Consider the following 20,713-nt stretch of genomic DNA (forward strand, 5'->3'; position numbering starts at 1 on the left):
CAGTAGGCCCATTGGTTTGTTAGTGCAACATCACCGTCTTTGGCGGTGATGTTTTTTATGGCGGGGACTATGTGTATTTATCTATTTTAACAGGGGGATTAGGCGCTGAACTTGAGGGAGTCTGATAGCGAATCTTGAGAGGTAACAACAGGTTGATCAATCACATTAACGAGCGGTTGATTGAGCAGCGAGGTGAGTGAGCAGGTTGGGTGATCAACCTGCATTAAACGCTGGAAAAAATCCTGTAAATGGGTCGCATGTTCGATGGCATCTTGCTGAGGGTAACTGTTGATGTCGGCCTCAATGAAGGCACAAAACTGTTCCGAGTTGGGGGCGCCACGAAACGTAATATTCAGCCCTTCCAACGAACCCGATGCGAGAACGTGTTGCTCCACCTGACAACCTTCAATGGCGGGGGAGTCAAATGGCATCACATTAATAAAGGGAGTCATAAAGTAGTTTTTCCCGCTTGGCAGGTTGTGGTCTTGCTCTATTTGTTCAACACGGTAGCGGCCGTGGCAATAGAGTTTTCTGAGCTGCTGTCGACTTTGTTTCAAATACCCCTGTAGCGTGATGTTTGATAATGGAATCTCTTGATGACAGTAAGGCAAGATATTGACCATCAAACCGGGGATTTTAGCGGCAACGCTGCCCCAGCGATTCATGAATGGTAGCCAAACAACGGGCTCATCACTGAGATTGGATTGTTGCAAATACAGGCAAGTGATGGCGACTAACGCATCGGGCCAGCCAATTGCCAGTTGCTCGCAAATCAAAGCCAGACGCTTTGAGCAGAGCGTGTCAAAGACTACCTGATAGCAGACTTCCTCGCTTTGCGTTGGGTCGTAATCATCTTCTGTAAGCGTGAGGGGAGGTTGCTCAGGTAAATACGAGCGCCAAAATAACTGATCGGCCAAATACTGTTTGCTTAACACATAACGCTGCTCTTCTTGAATAAAATCAGAGTAGGGCTTGAAAGCGGAGCTAAGGGGCGCTGATGACGTCAGGTGATGGTACCACTCACAACATCGCTGCTCGAAGAGCATCATGCCGTAGCCATCAATCACGATATGATGAGCGCGTGTATACCAGAGGGTTTTGTTGGCTGATAATCGGTACAAACGAAGTAAGGTAATGGGGGAGCGATATAGATCAACGGCGCTTTGCGCATCTGTTTCCATTTCTGCCCAAGCTTGCTTTTCGCCATGTTGGACTGCTCGATAGTCGCGAACATCAATCCCCGCAACTTCGGGTGCGAGCGTCCATGTTCCGCGAGCCGTGAAGTAACCACGAAACACATCGGTTTCATTCAGCGTGTGCAGCAGTGCTTGACGAAAAACATCGATATTTAACTCACCAGTAATGACTGAGCAGTGCGCAACGGTGTCGACGCTGGCGTTAGGCTGAAGCGTAAAACGTTGCCAAAATGGGGTCTGAGCTAATGTCATGGTCTGCTGCATAGCACGTTTAATCGGGTTGATAAGACCCTAATTACCTTCGATTGATTTCCATGATTTATCATAAACTCAATATGTAATGAGAATCAATATCATTATTGAGTTTCGCTAAGTGAATAGCGAATTCTATGTTTTCTCCCTAATTGACGTCATCGTCCCTACGAAATATCGCGAGTGGAATCTTGGTCACAAAGTGGTACTTGACTCATAAAATTTCACTACAAATGATTATTGTTAACACATGCAAATGAGAATGCTTTACATTTGTGATTTTTGACAATAGAGTATCAATCCGAACTTGCATGCGCATGCAAGTCAGTGCTCATTTATTAGTTTACAGCACACTCTATTGCCCTATCGGCAGCGCTTAGCATCAAAAAATACAATATGAGTCCTCTTTTAAAGGTGCTTGGATAAGCGTCCGTTGGTGTGCTTCATAGGAGAATAAAAATGGAACTTTTGCCCACTGTGCAAATGAAAAACAACACCAGCACTAAGCTTAAAATCAATGCGCTTTCTGCCGCGGTGACCTTGGCGTGTCTTGGGGTTTTACCTTCTGCCTATGGGGCAGAAGAGGGACAAAATAGCGATGCCGGTAAAGTCGCAGACGTGGTTGTTTACGGTGAAAAAACCGAGCGCTCGTTGCAAGAAACCAGCTCTAGTGTCGTGGTGTTTGATGAAGATGAGATCAAATCTCGCAACGCTAATGAAGCGCGTGACTTACTTAAAATGACCCCCAACGTTGTAGAAACAGGTTACGGCAATACGGTGCCAACCATCCGTGGTATCGATGGCGCAGGCCCAGGTATTGGCGCCGTGGCCTTTTTTGCAGGAACTCGTCCACGCTTAAATATTTCGGTCGATGGGCGTTCATTGACGTATAACGAGTTAGCGTTTGGTCCACTGTCGATGTGGGACATGCAGCAAGCGGAAATTTATCTTGGTCCACAAAGCTTTATTCAAGGGCGTAACTCGATTGCCGGCTCGATGGTTCTAAAATCGAACGATCCGACCTACGACTTCCAAAGTGGCGTGAAACTTGGTGTTGGTAACCACGAGTACGTGCAAACTGCAGCGTATATTTCAGATGCCATCATCGAAGATCAAGTGGCGTTTCGCCTGAGCGCGGACCGTCAAACTCGCGAAAGCAGTGTTGACCTTGGTACTTACTCTCCGGCAGGGAACTCTCGCGAGATCGAATCCAACGCTGTTCGTGCCAAATTACTTGTCGAACCCGCACAGATTCCCGCTTTGTCCTCGATGCTCACCTACGCCTATTATGACAGTCGTGCACCGCAAGGCGAGAATCAGCCAAGTGATGCTGCAGGCTCTTCATTTTCCGCTAATCGCCCTGTATTTGAAAGCAAATCCAACAATGTGATTTGGGATGTGGATTACGACATCAACGACAATACGGTGTTTACCGCTAAGACCAACTATACCGATTTTGAAGTGCATCGCTTCGTTGAAGAAGGCCAGATGTATACTGCCCATATCGATGGGAAAGAGTTCTTTATTGAACCCGCGGTTCGTTATGTATCAGATAGCCAAGCGACCAACGTATTGGTCGGCGTTCGTTACTATCAAGATGAACATGATGACTTTGTCGATGGTATGGGTGACTACCAGGACGAAACACAAACTGCATCTGCCTATGTTGAAGTCAAACAGAGTTTGACGTCCTCCTTAGACTTAACGGCAGTTGGTCGTTACGAGCACGAAGATCGTGAGCGTAAAGGGGGCGATGGTATGTTTGCCATTGATTTTGACGAAACCTTTAGCGACTTTATGCCTAAAGTCTCATTGGCTTGGAAGGCGACCGAGAACAGTACCTATGGCGCAAGTGTTTCTAAAGGTTATCGAGCAGGGAGTGGCGGTGTCGATTTCACCAATATGGTCACCTATATCTTTGGTGAGGAATCGGTGTGGAGTTATGAGCTGTTCAGTCGTCATCGCTTGTTCGATGATACGCTGCAGCTCACCACGAACTTGTTCTACAACGACTACGATGATTTGCAGGTTCTAAGTGGTAATACAGTAATGAATGCCGAACAAGCGCAAACCTACGGCGCAGAAGCGACGGTCAACTGGTTTGCGACTCAAGATGTGCAGCTTTATGCCAACTTAGGTTTGTTGAAAACGGAACTATCAGATTCATCACCAGAATTGACGGCGTTTGATGGTAAAGATCTCGCACGTTCTCCTGCGTTTACAGGGTCAGTTGGTGCTCGTTACTGGCTTGGTGATTTTGAGCTAAGCTGTAACGTCAACTACATTGATGATTACTACTCAACCGCAGACAACGACGAAGACGGTAAGATTTCAGGCTATTCAACCACCAATCTGTCGTTAGCCTATAACTTCGACATGGGCCAAGCAAAGCTGTATGCCAATAATGTCTTTGATGCTGATGATGAAGTACTGTATAGCTCCGTGCGTAATTCCATCGATCAAGATTCCCCAGTTTTACTTCCAGAACGTCAAATTGGTGTCTCAGTAGAAATGCATTTCTAAACACGATGCCACCAGCGTTATCAGCTGGTGGCTTTTTATATTGGAGTTAGTCATGAACTTTGATACTTGGATTAGAAAGCGACTGGCGAGCATTACCGGTGATGAATTTAATCAATTAGATGCTAATGCCAACTTAATTGAACATGGGATCCACTCTCTTCACATGATGCGAATGTTAGAGCATTGCCAACGCATTACCCACTCTTCCTTGCTTTACGCCCAGTTAGCCCAGCAGCCCACCATCGCCGCTTGGACACATTTATTACAACGTCACAATAAAGCGGACCAAACCGCTTACTAGTTAACAACCAGTCAGTTGGAACGAAATGATGATGGAAAATATCACTCAACCTCAACCTCAAACGCGGGACGCTAAGAGCGAAGCGCTTAACGAATATGAAGAACTCACTTGGCTACGTCATCAACAGTGTGAGCAGGGCATCCATCAATATGCCATCGCGATAAAACTCTCCCATCATATTGATCGCAGCAAATTACTGACGGCAATCGAACGGGCATGTGCACATTATCCTGAGTTGAAAACCCTGTACCAATTTGACGATGAACTTGGGCTTATAAAGGCGTTTACACCCACGGTATCCAATATTATCAGCTTAGATAGTGTCTCTTTCGAGCAACAGGCGATTGAGCGTCTACGACAGTCCCAAGCCGCCGCGATTGACCTTCATCATCAGCCAGGCTTGCAATTCCATGTTTATCTTTTAAATCAAGGAGAAGTCATTCTTGGAGCCGTGGTGCATCCGATCTTGCAACAGCAAATGTGTTGGCGTGATGTGTTTAGTGCGATCAGCCGCGCCTATCAACAACAGCCATTCGATGCATCGATTCGAGCAAGTCACTTGCAGCCGGAGCTTATGAATCTCGATAGGGTGAAGTGTCATGTGCCTGGGATAGAAAGGGCAGCGATTGATGTCACGACAACACATTCACCGAGTGAGCCTACGGTAGCCAATACTTTCAGTGCGTGTTTAGACATAGAGCAGTTAACTAAACTCAGTGGTGATGAACTTGCAAAGCGCAATGTTCTCAATGGTGTTGCGGCTTTATTTGCCAAACAAATAAGCCAAGTGACTGACCGTCCAATGGTGAAAGTCAGTTTGCCTCGTGAGTTGGATGACCGATTCTTTGAATTGGGCGCCACCATGATCGAGTCCAACTTAGTCTGCGTGGAGCTGGATTGCAGCCGTGATGATCCCGCTTATATCGTGGCGCAAATCGAGTCACAAATGCAACAAACAGCCCAGCTCAGCAGCGAGACGACTATGCCTCATGTGTTGGTCTCTTGGCTGGCAGACCCGGTAACCTTTTTAAGGTTTGATGGCGTAAGCGTTGACCGCGTTGCTCTGCCAACTACCGATTGTCGTTTCGAGCTGTCGTTGGCTATGGGTGTCAATTGCCGCCAAGAAGGGGTTATTGAGTTGACCACAGCGCCTAATTTGTCAGCTTATGCAGGTGGGTGGATGCTGGAAAGTCTGCTTAAGGCTCTCGATGGTCAGCCACATAACGAATTACAGTTGCGTTCGTTAACTGTGCCGAAAGACGCTATTTCTCCAATCGACATTTTATCTCAGGAGGTCACGCAAAACCCAGCGACCTCTGAGCAACAACCAGAGAAAAACATTGCTCAGCTCATTGTGAACGAGTTTCGTGATGCACTCGGCAAACCAGAAATGAGTGTCGATGATGACTTTTTTGATATGGGTGGTCACTCGTTGATTGCCACTCGTGTGATTGGACGCTTGCTGAAACAGCATCAGGTAGAAATCCATATTAATGATCTGTTTAGTTATTCCTCGGCGGCGGCCCTGGCTCAAAAGGCAACCGCTCATCAAACTGAGGTCACAACGCCTCATTTAGACGAGCAAACTCGCAGTGACGACAACGCTTTTCCGCTGTCGTTAGCGCAAAACTCGTTGTGGAAAGCGAAGCAGAAATACGCAGAGTTTGGTTTACACCATATCTTCAATATCCCCTTTGCCTTGCACTTTATCGATCCGGTGGATGAGCAAGTATTTGGTCAAGCGTTTAACGATCTTCTCATTCGTCATCCCGGGTTACGAACCCAGTTTTTCGAGCAAAACGGTGAGCCATTACAACGCGTGGTTCCGGTTGCTAAGCTTGATGAATATCAGTGGTTTTGGACCAGCGATGAAACACCAAGCGAACCTCATGCTGCTGCGCTAAAGCAGGAGTCGGGGCATGGGTTTGATTTAGCCAATGAGCTGCCACTTCGGCTTAAATTTATTCGCGATGCGCAATCAAAACAGCAATATCTGTCACTGCTTTTCCACCATATCGTACTCGATGAATGGTCAGTTAACATTCTGATGGATGAACTTAATCAAGCTTATCAAGCGCGTATTCAAGGGCGAGAGCCCGAGTGGTCATTTGAGCCGTTACCATTCCATCAGTATGCACAAAAGCAGCATGCCTCAGGCATGAATCAACAGCACCAAGCTTTTTGGAAGCAGCACTTGCATGACGCAACTTGGAGCTCGCCGATTTTTGACCATAACCATCCACTGAGTGTGGTGTACGAGGAAGATGATAACCAAGGCGGTTGGGTTGAGTTTAAAATTGAACCTCAGGTCTCTGAACAGTTGTATCAGTTAGCCAAGTGTCGTAGCGCCTCTTTGTTTAACGTGATGTACGCAGGAATCATTACCGCCTTGCGGTTACTGGGTGCTCCGCAAAACTTGGTGGTCGGTACGCCAGCGTCAGGCCGTCTTGACGCAGAGTTCTTTGATACCGTTGGTTATTTTACCACCATGGTCGTGCACATGAATCGAGTCGAAGAGTCTCTGAGTGTGGTTGATATCATTGAGCAGGTTAAGCAGACCATTAATGGTTCAATGCCATACACCGATATTCCCATCGATCTTATCGAAGAAGCGCTACTGGCACCGGGTGAAGAGCGAGAAAATCATATTTTTGAAGTATTTATTCAGTTGCACGCCAAAAACAAATTAAATGGTTATTTGGCTGGCGCTTCAGGGGAAACCATTGAATTTCAGCAGGTTGACCCTGATAAGAGTGAAGGTGGCTTAGGGCTGCAGTTTGAAGTAATGGAAGAAATGATCAGTGGTGAGCCTAGGGTTCGCGTTCTGATGAGTTATCTTGCAAAGCATTATAGCCCAGCCCAAGTTGAATTATTGTCGAATACCACCAGTGACGTATTGACTCGATTTGCAACCTTGGGTGATGGTGACTTGTCTCTGTCTGCGTTACGGGCTGAGCTCAAAACCACCAATCCTTATATCGTTTAATCTACGTGTGGCCTGTCTTCGTGGCAGGCTGCGCGGGCTGGATTTGTTATGGGATTTATTCAAGCCTATCCTCAGTACCAACTGGGCGGTGAAATGCTCTATTGTTGCCAGTTTGCCTCTCATTTATGGACGCCCAAGCATGAGAGGTTACTGAGCAAACCGGAATATCGTGGTCTACGTTCGGCGGTGAATTCTCGGAAAGCAGAGTTTGTTGCTGGACGCATGGCAGCCCAATGCGCGTTATCATCCATTGGTATCGATGATCATGTGGTGGCTATTGGTCAACACCGTGCGCCGGTGTGGCCAAAGGGAGTGTGCGGCTCGATTGCGCACACCCAGCGTTTAGCCGTTAGTGTTGCAAGGTTTGACGCCGAGCATCAAGGCCTCGGTGTTGATGTTGAGTCCATGATTGACAGTAAAACAGCCAGTGCAATCAAAACACTACTGGCCAGCGATGAAGAGTATGCACTGTACCATCGTCAACTTGGGAGTGCAGCTCAATTCATTACCTTGCTGTTTTCTGCCAAAGAGAGTGTATTTAAAGCAGTGTATCCTCAGGTTCATTGCTATTTAGAGTTTCATCATGCCAAGGTGTTATCGGTGACTGACAACCAATTAAGGGTTCGAGTTGAGTGTTCGCAGCTATCGATTGAATTGGATGTGTATTATCAGTGGTTGAACACCACATTGCTTACATTAGCGAAGTGGGGATAAGTTTACTTCAAAGCAAAACTTAGTGGCTGCTAGGCCAAAAAACGAAAAAGCCCAGCTAAATAGCTGGGCTTTCTAAATTTGGCTCCCCCTGCGGGACTCGAACCTGCGACATACGGATTAACAGTCCGCCGTTCTACCAACTGAACTAAGGGGGAATTGCTGTAAAGCGGTGCGAATTTTAGCTAGAACACGAAAAGCTGTCAACACTCAGAGCACAAGAATTGTAAAATTATTTCTGAAAAAAATCCTTTACTTTCCTGTATGCCTTGCGCGCTAAAGCGTGCATTTACTTATCCACCAAAATTGTGGATAAGTGTGTTGATGAATCTTGCGCAAAATGAATGTTATTCACCACTCACCCTTTAGAGTGAGTGCGTTTTATGTGCGTAACTTTGCTAACTCTTTGTTATATAATGATATGGTTCATTTTTGCAATCGATTTCAAGTTTAACGCTTAAACGAAACGATCATCATTTACATGATAAAAATAGAAAAATTGTGCATAGCTTGTGGATGAAAGGAGTAGAGATTTTGGGAGGAGACCTGCTAGGGCGAAGGATAATATCAGAGTAACAAAAGACATTCCAGCCGTATGATCAGTAAAGTGAAAAAAGAGGGTTTAATTTTATTTTGCGCATTTAATCTGTATATTCATACAGAATCCATTCTCGACCCATGTCTGTGTAGAAGGTGACCATGAGTAAAGTATTCGATCTCGTCTCAGACTATCAACCATCAGGGGATCAACCTGCGGCGATTGATAAATTGTTAGATGGCTTAGATTCTGGTCTAGCCCACCAAACCTTGCTCGGAGTGACGGGGTCCGGTAAGACGTTTACCTTGGCCAATGTTATCGCTCAGGCGCAAAGGCCGGCAATTCTGCTAGCTCCGAATAAAACGCTGGCTGCGCAGTTATACGGAGAAATGAAATCTTTCTTTCCGAATAACGCCGTGGAGTATTTCGTTTCCTACTATGACTATTACCAGCCTGAAGCATACGTGCCGACCACAGACACCTTTATCGAGAAAGATGCCTCTGTGAATGCGCATATTGAGCAGATGCGACTTTCCGCCACCAAGGCATTATTGGAGCGTAAAGATGCGATTATTGTTGCCTCGGTGTCTGCAATCTACGGTTTGGGTGATCCTCAGTCTTATCTACAAATGATGCTGCATTTGAGACGTGGTGATGTCATAGACCAACGTGATATGTTACGCCGTTTAGCTGAGCTGCAGTATTCGCGTAATGATGTTGCGTTTGAACGTGGTCAATTTCGTGTGCGTGGCGAAGTGATTGATATTTTTCCTGCTGAATCTGAGCAAGATGCGGTGCGGGTTGAAATGTTTGATGACGAAGTGGATTGTATCAGTGTGTTTGACCCATTAACGGGGGTGGTAAAGCAACGTGATTTGCCTCGTTACACCATTTACCCCAAAACGCACTACGTAACCCCTCGTGACCGAATGCTGGAAGCGGTGGAGCAGATTAAAAAAGAGCTGCATCAGCGTCAGCAATACCTGCGAGATAACAACAAACTGCTTGAAGAGCAGCGCGTGACCCAACGCACTCAATTTGACATTGAAATGATGAATGAGCTTGGGTTTTGCTCAGGGATTGAGAACTATTCACGTTACCTCAGTGGACGCCAAGAGGGTGAGCCGCCACCGACGCTATTTGACTATCTCCCTCAGGATGGTTTATTGGTGATTGATGAGTCACACGTGACGGTTCCACAAATTGGCGCAATGTATAAGGGAGACCGCTCACGTAAAGAAACCCTAGTCGAATATGGATTTCGCCTGCCTTCGGCGCTGGACAACCGTCCTCTTAAATTTGAAGAGTTTGAAGCGTTAGCACCACAAACGATTTTCGTTTCAGCAACGCCTGGTAATTACGAACTTGAGAAATCCGGTGGCGATGTGGTTGACCAAGTTGTTCGTCCTACCGGGTTGCTTGATCCTGAATTAGAAGTGCGCCCTGTGGCAACGCAGGTTGATGATTTACTCTCTGAAATTCGCTTAAGAGCCGCGATTGATGAGCGAGTTTTGGTGACCACGCTGACTAAGCGTATGGCCGAAGACTTGACTGAATATCTGAATGAGCATGATGTGAAAGTGCGCTACCTGCACTCAGACATTGATACCGTTGAGCGAGTGGAAATTATTCGTGATTTGCGCTTAGGAGAGTTTGACGTTCTCGTCGGGATTAACCTGCTACGAGAAGGGCTGGATATGCCAGAAGTCTCGCTGGTGGCCATTTTGGATGCAGATAAAGAAGGCTTCTTGCGTTCTGAACGTTCATTGATTCAGACGATTGGCCGCGCCGCACGTAACCTTAAAGGGAAAGCAATTCTTTATGCGGACTCTATTACCAAATCGATGAAAAAAGCGATGGACGAAACCAATCGCCGCCGAGAAAAGCAGCAAGCGTATAATGAGTCGATGGGCATTGTACCTCAAGCGTTAAAACGTAATATCAAAGATATTATGGAGCTGGGTGATGCAACGAAAGCCAAAAGCCAGCGCAACACCAATAAACCAGTTCCGCTGTCGAAAGTGGCTGAGTCTTCGCAAACTTATCAAGCCTTCACGCCGCAAGAGCTGGAGAAAGAGATCGCTAAGCTTGAAGCGCAAATGTACAAACATGCACAAGATCTTGAGTTCGAATTGGCCGCAGAGAAGCGTGATCAGCTTGAAAAACTGAGAGAGCAATTCATTGTAAATAGTTGATAGTTCTGTTGACTGCGACGCTTAGATAAAAAAATAGCCAATAGTAAACTCACTATTGGCTTCATTTTGTGAACATCATATTCACTAACAACGTCAGTTGGCTAGGGACCCGTTAGGGTCTCACTATAGGTATAGCACTATCTGTGCCATTTTCTATGATTTTTTAAGTCATTATTTTTACGGTTTTTTTGCATTTCACTTACTTGAAATTTGCAAAATGCAATGCGTAGTGCGATTATTTGCACAAAATGCAAACTAATTGGCTAGAGTATGCAATCCAACGATCAAAACAAAAAAAACAAATACCTCTTAATGGTTGAGGATACGGCATCTGTTGCGGCGCTGTATCGTTCTTATCTTATGCCGCTCGGCATTGACATCAATGTGGTGGGCAGTGGGCGTGAAGCACTCGACAGTCTAAATGTTCGCACTCCGGATTTGATTCTTCTCGATTTACGTCTCCCTGATATGACCGGGATGGACGTCCTGTATCAAGTTAAATCTGAGCACCCTGATGTACCGGTTATTTTTATGACCGCTCATGGCTCGATTGATATTGCAGTGGAAGCGATGCGTTATGGTGCACAAGATTTTCTTATTAAACCCTGCGAAGCCGACCGTCTGCGTGTAACCGTTAATAATGCGATTCGTAAAGCGACGAAATTGAAGAATGAAGCGGATGATCCGGGTAATCAATCGTACCAAGGTTTCATTGGCAGTAGCCACACGATGCAAGCGGTGTATCGCATCATTGACTCTGCTGCTTCAAGTAAAGCGAGTATTTTTATCACCGGAGAAAGTGGTACCGGCAAAGAAGTGTGTGCAGAAGCGGTCCACGCCGCCAGCAAGCGAGGAGACAAACCCTTTATCGCTATCAACTGTGCGGCCATTCCCAAAGACCTGATTGAAAGTGAGTTGTTTGGGCATGTAAAAGGCGCATTTACTGGCGCCGCGACCGACCGACAAGGGGCAGCAGAATTGGCCGATGGTGGCACCTTGTTCCTTGATGAGCTGTGTGAGATGGACCTTGACCTGCAAACCAAACTGCTGCGTTTTATTCAAACGGGCACGTTTCAAAAAGTCGGCTCATCAAAAATGAAAAGCGTCGATGTTCGCTTTGTCTGTGCGACCAACCGTGACCCATGGAAAGAAGTACAAGAAGGGCGGTTCCGTGAAGATTTGTACTATCGTTTATATGTCATTCCTTTGCACTTACCGCCTCTGCGTGAGCGAGGAGAAGATGTCATAGAAATTGCATACTCGTTATTGGGTTTCATGTCCAAAGAAGAGGGCAAAAACTTTGTGCGTTTATCCCCGGAAGTCGTTGAGCGATTTATTCACTATGAATGGCCGGGTAACGTAAGGCAATTGCAGAACGTGCTGCGCAACGTGGTGGTGTTGAACAACGGTAAGGATATTACCATTGAAATGTTACCACCACCGTTGAATAAACCACACGAAAGAGAAATTCGAGTTCCTATTATGGAGAAAGAAGCTCTTTCCGTGCACGATATTTTTCCATTATGGATGACTGAAAAACACGCGATAGAACAAGCGATAAAAGCGTGTGAAGGCAACATTCCCAAAGCCGCTGGGTATTTGGATGTCAGCCCTTCAACGATATATCGCAAGTTACAAGCTTGGAATATAAAAGAAAAACAGTAGGTATTAATGGAAGTTTTAAATCAGCAAAAGATTGAGCGCCTGAGTGGTGAGATCGGACAAGAAAACGTTCCGGTATTGTTGGACATTTTTTTAGGTGAATTGAATACGTATCTTGAGTCTCTGAACTCCAGCCAAACTCTAGATAAAGGACAGTATTTAAAAGAAATTAGTCATGCGCTGAAAAGCAGTGCGGCCAGTTTTGGCGCGGATAAGCTCTGTGCTTACGCAGCGGAAGTGGACGCGGCGGCGAAAGCGGGTCAATCGCAAATCGAAGCGACATACGCCGCTTCGATGATCGAACTGTTAGAAACCACAAAAATGCGCTACCAGCAGTTAATCGTTTAATAGACTCTCAATGGCGTTCTTCAGTTTCAACCGGTCATGACGCCAAGCTCGGTTCGGTGACGCCAAATCTTCTGTAATACAGTTCCACTCTGCTAGGTCAGGGTGGGCCTTTTCTCCAAGCACGACATCAATTTTTCTCGCCTTACACGCTCTCTCACACCATTGGAGCTTTTGTTTTGGGGTCATTCTACCTGCAGGACCATATTCAAACGCAAGGTTGGCAACAAACACTAACGTCGCTTTTTGGTTTTGATTAATTGCGTTGGCGATTTCTGGTAGCAGTAGCGGTGGCATGACGCTGGTTAAAAAGCTGCCTGGCCCAAGGATAATGCAATCTGCCTCTTGCAGCGCAATGACCGCTTCACGAGTGGCAGGGACTTCAGGTTCGAGATCCAGTCTTAATAGATCTTGTTCCATTTCATCAACGTTGGTTTCCCCTGTTACCCACTCACCACTCGTTGAGAGCGCACGTAAATCGGATGGGTGCTCTGACATAGGAAGAATATTAACTTCCACATTGAGCATATCGCGAATCAGGTTGATGGCATCAAGCGGACGTACGGAAAGGTTGTCCAGTGCAGTTAACATCAGATTGCCAAGGTTGTGACCGTTGAGTTCGCCGGAGCCTCGAAAGCGGTATTCAAACATCATCGAACTGATGGAAGGTTCGGTAATCAGTTGGTTGATACAGTTGCGAGTATCACCCCAAGCGATTCCCCCTTGGCAGTCGCGAATACGACCGGTGGAGCCACCATTGTCGGTTGTGGTGACTATGCCTGTAGCATTTGAGCCAAAGCTGCGCAGCGCCGCAAGCATACGTCCTAGCCCGTGACCACCGCCAATGGCCACTACCTTTTTTGAAGTGTATAAAGGCATAAATTTTTCTTATCGTATTTTCAAAACGCTTATAATTTAGTTTAATTAGATAATAGCTGATACTCATAATGAGGTATTTTGCGCGAAAGGCACGTTTTTTTCGCGATAGAGCTAGAAACACGTACTGTTATTCAGTATTTTTACTATCAGCTGCTGGTCTAAGGGCTAGTTGCCATAACTCCGAGCTTATTTTCGCTAAGTCATTCATTGATATGCGTGATAAGCCAGTGATATTTGATCACAAGGGCTGCATTGGAAATGGTGTTGCCTCCCGTGTTTGGAAAGGTGTTCCGTGGCGCAACAATTCGAAGATAAGTTCAATCGTAAGTTTTATTACTTACGTCTCTCGGTTACAGATGTCTGTAATTTCAAGTGTACATATTGCCTTCCTGATGGTTACAAACCGTCGGGCAAGAAAAATTCATCATTCATAAGCCTTGATGAAATTCGGCGCGTGGTTACTGCGTTTGCCGATTGTGGCACCACCAAAGTTCGAATCACAGGTGGTGAGCCAAGCTTGCGTAAAGATTTTAACCAGATTATTGAAACCGTGGCTCAAACGCCGGGTATACGTAAAGTGGCAACCACAACCAATGGCTATCGAATGGAAAAACAGGTAGCTGACTGGAAAGCGGCGGGGCTGACGCATATTAACGTGAGCGTTGATAGTTTAGATCCGCGTTTATTTCACCAAATCACTGGCGAAAACAAATTCCATCAAGTGATGGCGGGTATTGAACGCGCGTTTGAAGTCGGCTACGAGCAAGTCAAAGTGAACGTGGTCTTGATGAAGGACCTCAACCATCATCAATTGCCCCAGTTTCTTGAGTGGATAAAAGATAAGCCGATTCAACTGCGTTTTATCGAGCTGATGCAAACTGGCGAAATGGACGACTTATTTGACCGTCACCATGTCTCCGGCGTGGCGATTCGCAATCATTTGATCGCCAATGGCTGGTTACTCAAGGTACGAGCGGCGAACGATGGCCCCGCTCAAGTGTTTGTACATCCCGACTACCAAGGCGAAATCGGCTTAATCATGCCGTATGAAAAACACTTTTGCGATAGTTGTAATCGCCTTCGCATCTCTGCGCTCGGTAAGTTGCACCTGTGTTTGTTTGGTGAACAAGGGCTAGAGTTACGTGATTTATTGCAACAAGACGAGCAGCATGGTGAGTTGATCGCTCGTATTGAACAGCAACTTCAAACCAAGCGTGTTAGCCACTTTCTTCACGATGGGGATAGTGGTATGACGCCGCATCTTGCCTCTATTGGCGGATAATCTTCTTTTTGCTTCAGTAGCGTTACGTTGCTGAAGCCGCACGATTTAATATGATTTACAGGTGAGCAAATGGGTCACGCAGAAAGCAAATTTCAAGCAGCAAATATTGCGGTATTAACCGTTTCTGATACGCGCACTGAAGAGAATGATACCTCTGGCCAATATTTGGCTGAGCAAGCCAAAGTCGCGGGCCACAACGTGGTGGATAAACAGATTGTCATTGATGATATGTACAAGATTCGCGCCATTGTTTCACAGTGGATTGCCGATGAAGGTGTGCAAGCGGTGATGATTACCGGTGGTACTGGATTCACTTCCCGTGACAGCACTCCCGAAGCGCTCAAACCGTTGTTTGATAAAGAAGTAGAAGGTTTCGGTGAGCTGTTTCGTATGGTTTCGTATGAAGAGATTGGTACTTCAACCATTCAATCTCGCGCGATTGCTGGCTTTGCCAATCACACGGTGATCTTTGCAATGCCAGGCTCTACTGGCGCATGCAAAACTGGGTGGACGAAAATTATTCAGCAGCAACTGGATGCCAGCCATCGTCCGTGTAATTTCATGCCTCATCTTGCCGTATAAGTGAGGAACTATGAGTCAACTGACACACATTAATGCCTCTGGAGAGGCAAATATGGTCGATGTTTCTGCCAAAAATGAAACCGTACGTGAAGCGCGTGCCGAAGCGTATGTGAGCATGGCACCCGAGACGTTAACACTCATTATCTCAGGTCAACATCATAAAGGTGATGTGTTCGCGACCGCCAGAATTGCAGGTATTCAAGCTGCGAAAAAAACCTGGGATCTTATTCCGTTATGTCATCCGCTATTGTTATCCAAAGTTGAAGTGCAACTCGAAGCGTTGGAAGAGCAAAATCAAGTTCGTATTGAATCTGTCTGTAAACTGGCGGGCAAAACCGGCGTTGAAATGGAAGCATTAACGGCGGCTTCTGTCGCGGCATTAACGATTTACGATATGTGTAAAGCGGTGCAAAAAGACATGGAGATCAGCGGGCTTCGTTTGTTAGAAAAAACCGGCGGTAAATCCGGACATTTCAAGGTGGAGTCATGATTAAAGTTCTTTTCTTTGCCCAAACACGTGAGTTAGTCGGCGTTGACGAAATCGAACTCGAGTCAACATTTGGTGATGTGGAGACACTGCGTGCTCATCTTGCTAAACAAGAAGGTAAGTGGTCACTTGCTCTAGAGCAAGGGAAAATATTAGCGGCCGTCAATCAAGCCATTGTGCCGATGGAGACCGAAATCAATGATGGGGATGAAGTGGCTTTTTTCCCTCCTGTAACGGGGGGATAGTATGGACTCTCGTGTGTCTGTTCAACATCCAGACTTTGATGTTGGCAAAGAATATCAATATCTTGCTCAAGGCAGTGCCGCCGGTGCCGTTGTCACGTTCGTTGGTAAAGTTCGAGATATGAACTTGGGTGATAATGTCACCGGTCTGTCTTTAGAGCACTATCCCGGAATGACCGAAAAATCACTGTTATCGATTTGCGATCAAGCCGAGCAGCGTTGGCCACTCTTGGCTGTCCGTGTGATTCACCGAGTGGGCGACTTAGATATTGGCGATCAAATCGTTTATGTCGGTGTCAGCAGTGCGCACCGCCAAGCGGCGTTTGAAGCGTGTGAATTTATTATGGATTATTTAAAAACGCAGGCTCCGTTTTGGAAAAAAGAGCGCACCACCACCCAAACGCGCTGGGTCGAGTCACGTGAGAGTGACCATGATGCGGCAAAGCGATGGCAAGAGTAGCGTCATTGTTCTCTGCGTGAATGTATCCTAAGGCACTAACAAGACTGTTGGTGCCTTTGTTTTAGGGGGGCACTGGATAGTAAGTATTATGTCGTTACTTTTCGGTAACGTGCCATTGATCTCTTCTATCAAAAAAATCGCTGTTTCCAATTTAGTAAAAACAGCAAATTGGACAACAATTACGTTATCAAAACGACGCACCGGCGTATGAAGGAGATGGCGATGGAATCACCCAAAGTAAAAGATTATATGACCAAGCAGGCGATTACCTTTCGGCCTGACATGTCACTGAGTGCAGCCCTTGAAAAAGTGGTTCGTTCAGAGCATTTAGGCGGTCCGGTTATCGATGAAAAACACAATGTTATTGGTTTTTTATCCGAACAAGACCTGCTGGATAAGTTAGTGAAGGCTTCCTATTTTTGTGAAGATACCAACCTAGTTTCCGAATGCATGCACACCGAAGTGTTGTCGGTCTCACCCGAGACGTCGATATTAGCGCTGGCTGATATGATGAAAATTGGCAAACCGAAAGTCTATCCGGTGGTCGACAATGGTATTCTCGTTGGCATTATCACGCGCCGAGATGTGCTTCGAGCCATCGGTAAGAGTTTGACGACGTGTTTCCAACATCCGGTATAACCTTAATCGACAACGCAATTTCTTGATAAAACGTTTTTATTCCTCACTTTTTTAGCGATTGTCTTGACCTTGGAGTTAACTCCAAGGTCTATGCTGAGCATAAACCGTGATCAGGAGGCGCGTTTATGTGTACTAAACATCAAGGGTGTTGCTCTGAAACCCCCACTCAAAAAGCCAAACCCACTCACCAATGTTGTGATAATCACCAGCAAGCGTCATCTTGCTGCTCTCAGCAATCGACGTCCCAATGTGGTTGTGAACACCAGGGTTCACACTCAAGTGCAGACCCGAACCAAGAGGATGATGACCCCGACCCCAGTTCGTCTATGCTCCTAACCCACACTTGGCATCTGTTAGGCATGGATTGCCCGTCGTGCGCTCGAAAAATCGAAAGTGCGGTAAGCCGTGTTCGCGGCGTCGAGCAGGCTCAAGTTCTATTTGCGACGGAAAAACTGGTGGTTAAAACGGAATACAGTGGACTTGAACCTGCAGTGGAACAGGCCATTACGCAAAGCGGATTCTCATTTAGTCAAACCGCAGCTTCCTCCCAGACGAATAACACGTCGTTTTCTGAAAAAATAAAGCAGTATCAATATATTATTAGTCTTAGTGCCGCGATGTTACTCGGCTTTGTGCTTAATCCTCTGTTGCCAAATCTGAGCCATTGGCTGTTTTTTGTGACCTGTCTGGTTGGGCTTTATCCTATAGGACGTAAAGCACTTCAGTTGGCGTTATCAGGAACGCCATTTGCCATCGAGAGCTTAATGACAGTTGCCGCGCTCGGGGCTCTCTATCTTGGCGAAACGGCGGAAGCGGGCATGGTGCTGGTGTTATTTCTTATCGGCGAAGAGCTGGAAGGTTTTGCCGCAACCAAAGCGCGCAGTGGCGTGAATGCGTTAATGGCATTGGTGCCTGAAAACGCAACCAAATGGGTGGATGATGAGCGAGTTGACGTCCCTGTTGCGAGTTTACAGCCGGGAGATCGAATAGAAGTAGCTCCTGGCGGTCGTTTGCCTGCCGATGGCCAGTTAGTGACGTCGTCAGCGAATGTTGATGAGAGTGCGCTTACTGGCGAGTCCGTACCGGTAGAAAAGTTTGCGAATGACAAAGTAATGGCTGGCACGGTGATCGTCGACAAAGTCGTTGAGATTCTAATTACGTCCAAGCAAGGGCAAAATGCGATCGATCGTATTTTGCACATGATCGAAGAAGCCGATACTCGAAAAGCGCCCATAGAACGCTTTTTAGATCGTTTCAGCCGTTGGTATACACCGTTGATGATGTTGGTCGCGCTGCTGGTGGTCTTAGTTCCTCCGCTACTGTTTGCTCAAGCTTGGGATACTTGGGTATATCGCGGACTGGCGACTCTGCTTATTGCCTGCCCATGCGCATTGGTTATCTCTACGCCGGCCGCGATCACGTCTGGACTTGCGGCGGCCTCACGGCATGGTGCATTAATCAAAGGAGGAGCGGCGCTTGAACAGCTCGGTTCTATTGAGCGAATTGCATTTGATAAAACGGGAACATTAACCTTAGGAAAGCCTCAAGTTACGGATATTGAGCCGTTAAATGACAACTTAAATGAGTCACAAGTTCTTCGCATTGCCGCTGGTGTTGAGCAGGGTTCTCGCCATCCGTTGGCAGTAGCGCTGGTCAATCATGCACAGGCACAACAAGCCGATATTCCTGTTGCGACTGAGCAACAAGCACTGGTTGGGCGTGGCGTTCAGGCGCTGGTCGAAGGGCAGCGTTATCAGTTGATTGCCCCGTCGAAGCTGACTGTCGAGCATTCACATAAAACGCTATTTGAAGCGCTTGAAGCCCAAGGTAAAACGTTGGCGGTATTGGTCGATCAAAATCAGACTCCGCTAGGGCTTGTGGCTTGGCAAGATCAAATTCGCGACGATGCAGCAGCAGCGGTTCAGGCGCTTAAAGCGATGGATATTCAAGCCGTCATGCTGACAGGTGATAACCCAGTCAGCGCCAAAGCGCTCAGTGAACAAATGGGTATTGATTACCAAGCGAACTTGTTACCCGAAGATAAAGTTCGTTGGATTGAGTCGATGAGTTCTAGCCAACGCGTCGCCATGGTTGGTGATGGTATCAATGATGCGCCAGCGATGAAGGCATCACACATTGGTGTTGCGATGGGTGGGGGGAGTGACGTTGCGTTAGAAACCGCAGACGCGGCGTTAACCCATAACCGTTTAATTGAATTGGCTAATGTTATTGATTTATCCAAAGCAACATCGCGAAATATTCGTCAAAACGTGAGTTTGGCACTTGGCTTAAAGGCCGTGTTCTTAGTGACCAGTTTACTTGGCATCACTGGGTTATGGTTAGCGGTATTGGCTGATAGCGGTGCGACAGCATTGGTGACGGTAAACGCGTTGCGTCTACTTCGTTATAAAGCAAAATATCACGCATAACACTTTTATTTGAATGCTTATGAAATGTTGCTTGAGGTGGTTTAGGGGTGAAAGTGTGATGCAAACCGTTTTTATTTGAAATGCGTACAATTGTTACTTTTTTCAATGTGATGTAAATCACTAATTGTTGCGTTTAGGTTGGGTATTGTATACTTAACGCTAATTAATACAGAGTGCGTATAAACAGGCTAAATGTCCAACCTGTAAGCGCGATTAAAGGAGTCCCTTATGTCTCAAGCAGTATTCCATCTTGGAGTCACTGAATCTGATCTCAATGGCGCGACGCTAGCAATTATTCCAGGCGATCCAGCTCGAGTACAAAAAATTGCCGAGCTTATGGAAAACCCAGTTTTTCTTGCCAGTCATCGTGAATACACCTTATACCGCGCAGAGTTAGATGGTAAGTCTGTTGTTGTGTGCTCAACCGGTATCGGTGGCCCATCAACTTCTATTGCGGTTGAAGAACTTGCTCAATTAGGTGTACGTACTTTCCTTCGTGTAGGGACAACAGGAGCCATTCAACCGCACGTAAATGTGGGTGATATGATTGTTTCAACCGGCTCGGTTCGTCTTGATGGTGCAAGTTTGCACTTTGCACCCATGGAGTTTCCAGCGGTTGCTGACTTCGCGGTGGCAACAGCAATGAAAGAAGCGGTCGAAGAAGCGGGCGCGACGGTTCATATGGGTGTCACGGCGTCGAGTGATACGTTCTACCCAGGTCAAGAACGTTACGATACGTTTAGTGGTCGTGTGGTACGTCGCTTCCAAGGTTCGATGAAAGAGTGGCAAGACATGGGCGTGCTGAACTTTGAGATGGAATCTGCAACGCTATTAACTATGTGTGCAAGTTCCGGCTTACGTGCTGGTTGTGTTGCCGGTGTGATTATCAACCGTACTCAAAAAGAAACGCCAGATCACGCGACACTCAAAGAAGCGGAAACTCGCTCCATCAAAGTGGTGGTTGAAGCTGCACGTAAGCTTCTTTAATCATACAGATTTTAAAA

General features: G+C 46.5%; 17 protein-coding genes, 1 tRNA gene and 1 riboswitch. Of the genes, 15 read left to right on the plus strand and 3 right to left on the minus strand.

All coding sequences use genetic code 11. The features are described 5' to 3' along the window. Window positions 1–98: 98 nt before the first annotated feature. Window positions 99–1,448 (minus strand): condensation domain-containing protein, encoded by a 1,350-nt coding sequence (locus ACFFUV_RS01435; protein ID WP_390189139.1) that lies wholly within the window; start codon window positions 1,446–1,448, stop codon window positions 99–101. Window positions 1,449–1,907: 459 nt separating this feature from the next. Between ACFFUV_RS01435 and ACFFUV_RS01440 the strand changes: the two genes are divergently transcribed. The 4 genes from ACFFUV_RS01440 to ACFFUV_RS01455 are packed head-to-tail and all read left to right on the plus strand — an operon-like array spanning window position 1,908 to window position 7,972. Continuing rightward, on the plus strand, window positions 1,908–3,971 hold the full coding sequence (locus tag ACFFUV_RS01440; RefSeq protein ID WP_390189140.1) for a TonB-dependent receptor: 2,064 nt from the start codon (window positions 1,908–1,910) through the stop codon (window positions 3,969–3,971). Window positions 3,972–4,023: 52 nt separating this feature from the next. Further along, on the plus strand, window positions 4,024–4,272 hold the full coding sequence (locus ACFFUV_RS01445) for a phosphopantetheine-binding protein (RefSeq protein WP_390189141.1): 249 nt from the start codon (window positions 4,024–4,026) through the stop codon (window positions 4,270–4,272). 25 nt (window positions 4,273–4,297) lie between these two features. Continuing rightward, window positions 4,298–7,258: a condensation domain-containing protein gene (locus ACFFUV_RS01450; protein ID WP_390189142.1), complete on the plus strand. Its 2,961-nt coding sequence runs from the start codon at window positions 4,298–4,300 to the stop codon at window positions 7,256–7,258. 48 nt (window positions 7,259–7,306) lie between these two features. Continuing rightward, on the plus strand, window positions 7,307–7,972 hold the full coding sequence (locus tag ACFFUV_RS01455; RefSeq protein ID WP_390189143.1) for a 4'-phosphopantetheinyl transferase family protein: 666 nt from the start codon (window positions 7,307–7,309) through the stop codon (window positions 7,970–7,972). 79 nt (window positions 7,973–8,051) lie between these two features. Here ACFFUV_RS01455 and ACFFUV_RS01460 read toward each other — a convergent pair. Then, window positions 8,052–8,127 (minus strand) — tRNA-Asn (locus ACFFUV_RS01460). A 541-nt stretch (window positions 8,128–8,668) separates the two neighbouring features. On the opposite strand from ACFFUV_RS01460, the gene uvrB reads away from it, so the two are divergent. From uvrB to luxU, 3 genes are all read left to right on the plus strand, one after another. Continuing rightward, entirely contained in the window at window positions 8,669–10,702 is a 2,034-nt protein-coding gene (uvrB, locus tag ACFFUV_RS01465; protein WP_390189144.1) for an excinuclease ABC subunit UvrB, read from the plus strand. Window positions 10,703–10,972: 270 nt separating this feature from the next. After that, window positions 10,973–12,367 carry a quorum-sensing sigma-54 dependent transcriptional regulator LuxO gene (gene luxO, locus ACFFUV_RS01470; RefSeq protein WP_390189145.1) on the plus strand — a complete coding sequence of 465 codons (1,395 nt, stop codon included), beginning with the start codon at window positions 10,973–10,975 and terminating at the stop codon, window positions 12,365–12,367. Between the two features lie 6 nt (window positions 12,368–12,373). Next, window positions 12,374–12,712 (plus strand): quorum-sensing phosphorelay protein LuxU, encoded by a 339-nt coding sequence (gene luxU / locus ACFFUV_RS01475; RefSeq protein ID WP_390189146.1) that lies wholly within the window; start codon window positions 12,374–12,376, stop codon window positions 12,710–12,712. Here the strand turns inward: luxU and ACFFUV_RS01480 are convergent. After that, window positions 12,701–13,588: a YvcK family protein gene (locus ACFFUV_RS01480; RefSeq protein ID WP_390189148.1), complete on the minus strand. Its 888-nt coding sequence runs from the start codon at window positions 13,586–13,588 to the stop codon at window positions 12,701–12,703. The two genes, luxU and ACFFUV_RS01480, sit on opposite strands and share 12 nt — an antisense overlap. A 166-nt stretch (window positions 13,589–13,754) precedes the next feature. Next, a riboswitch (molybdenum cofactor riboswitch) is annotated at window positions 13,755–13,892 on the plus strand. Here ACFFUV_RS01480 and moaA point away from each other — a divergent pair. The 8 genes from moaA to udp all read left to right on the plus strand — a co-directional run bounded on the left by moaA (window position 13,881) and on the right by udp (window position 20,696). After that, window positions 13,881–14,870, plus strand: coding sequence for a GTP 3',8-cyclase MoaA (gene moaA / locus ACFFUV_RS01485; protein ID WP_390189149.1), 990 nt, complete (start codon window positions 13,881–13,883; stop codon window positions 14,868–14,870). Its footprint overlaps the riboswitch before it by 12 nt. 69 nt (window positions 14,871–14,939) lie before the next feature. Then, entirely contained in the window at window positions 14,940–15,452 is a 513-nt protein-coding gene (gene moaB / locus ACFFUV_RS01490) for a molybdenum cofactor biosynthesis protein B (protein ID WP_390189150.1), read from the plus strand. 10 nt (window positions 15,453–15,462) lie between these two features. Continuing rightward, window positions 15,463–15,942, plus strand: coding sequence for a cyclic pyranopterin monophosphate synthase MoaC (gene moaC, locus ACFFUV_RS01495; protein ID WP_390189151.1), 480 nt, complete (start codon window positions 15,463–15,465; stop codon window positions 15,940–15,942). Further along, entirely contained in the window at window positions 15,939–16,184 is a 246-nt protein-coding gene (gene moaD, locus ACFFUV_RS01500; protein WP_390189152.1) for a molybdopterin synthase sulfur carrier subunit, read from the plus strand. Before moaC ends, moaD begins: the two co-directional genes overlap by 4 nt. 1 nt (window position 16,185) lies before the next feature. After that, on the plus strand, window positions 16,186–16,641 hold the full coding sequence (gene moaE / locus ACFFUV_RS01505; RefSeq protein ID WP_390189153.1) for a molybdopterin synthase catalytic subunit MoaE: 456 nt from the start codon (window positions 16,186–16,188) through the stop codon (window positions 16,639–16,641). 222 nt (window positions 16,642–16,863) lie between these two features. After that, window positions 16,864–17,280: a CBS domain-containing protein gene (locus ACFFUV_RS01510; protein ID WP_390189154.1), complete on the plus strand. Its 417-nt coding sequence runs from the start codon at window positions 16,864–16,866 to the stop codon at window positions 17,278–17,280. Window positions 17,281–17,405: 125 nt separating this feature from the next. Next, on the plus strand, window positions 17,406–19,709 hold the full coding sequence (locus ACFFUV_RS01515) for a zinc/cadmium/mercury/lead-transporting ATPase (RefSeq protein ID WP_390189155.1): 2,304 nt from the start codon (window positions 17,406–17,408) through the stop codon (window positions 19,707–19,709). Between the two features lie 228 nt (window positions 19,710–19,937). Further along, a complete protein-coding gene (gene udp, locus ACFFUV_RS01520) occupies window positions 19,938–20,696 on the plus strand; it encodes a uridine phosphorylase (protein ID WP_390189156.1) in 759 nt (252 codons plus the stop codon). Window positions 20,697–20,713: the final 17 nt, after the last annotated feature.

The sequence above is a fragment of the Vibrio olivae genome (assembly GCF_042428525.1).
GTDB lineage: Bacteria > Pseudomonadota > Gammaproteobacteria > Enterobacterales > Vibrionaceae > Vibrio > Vibrio olivae.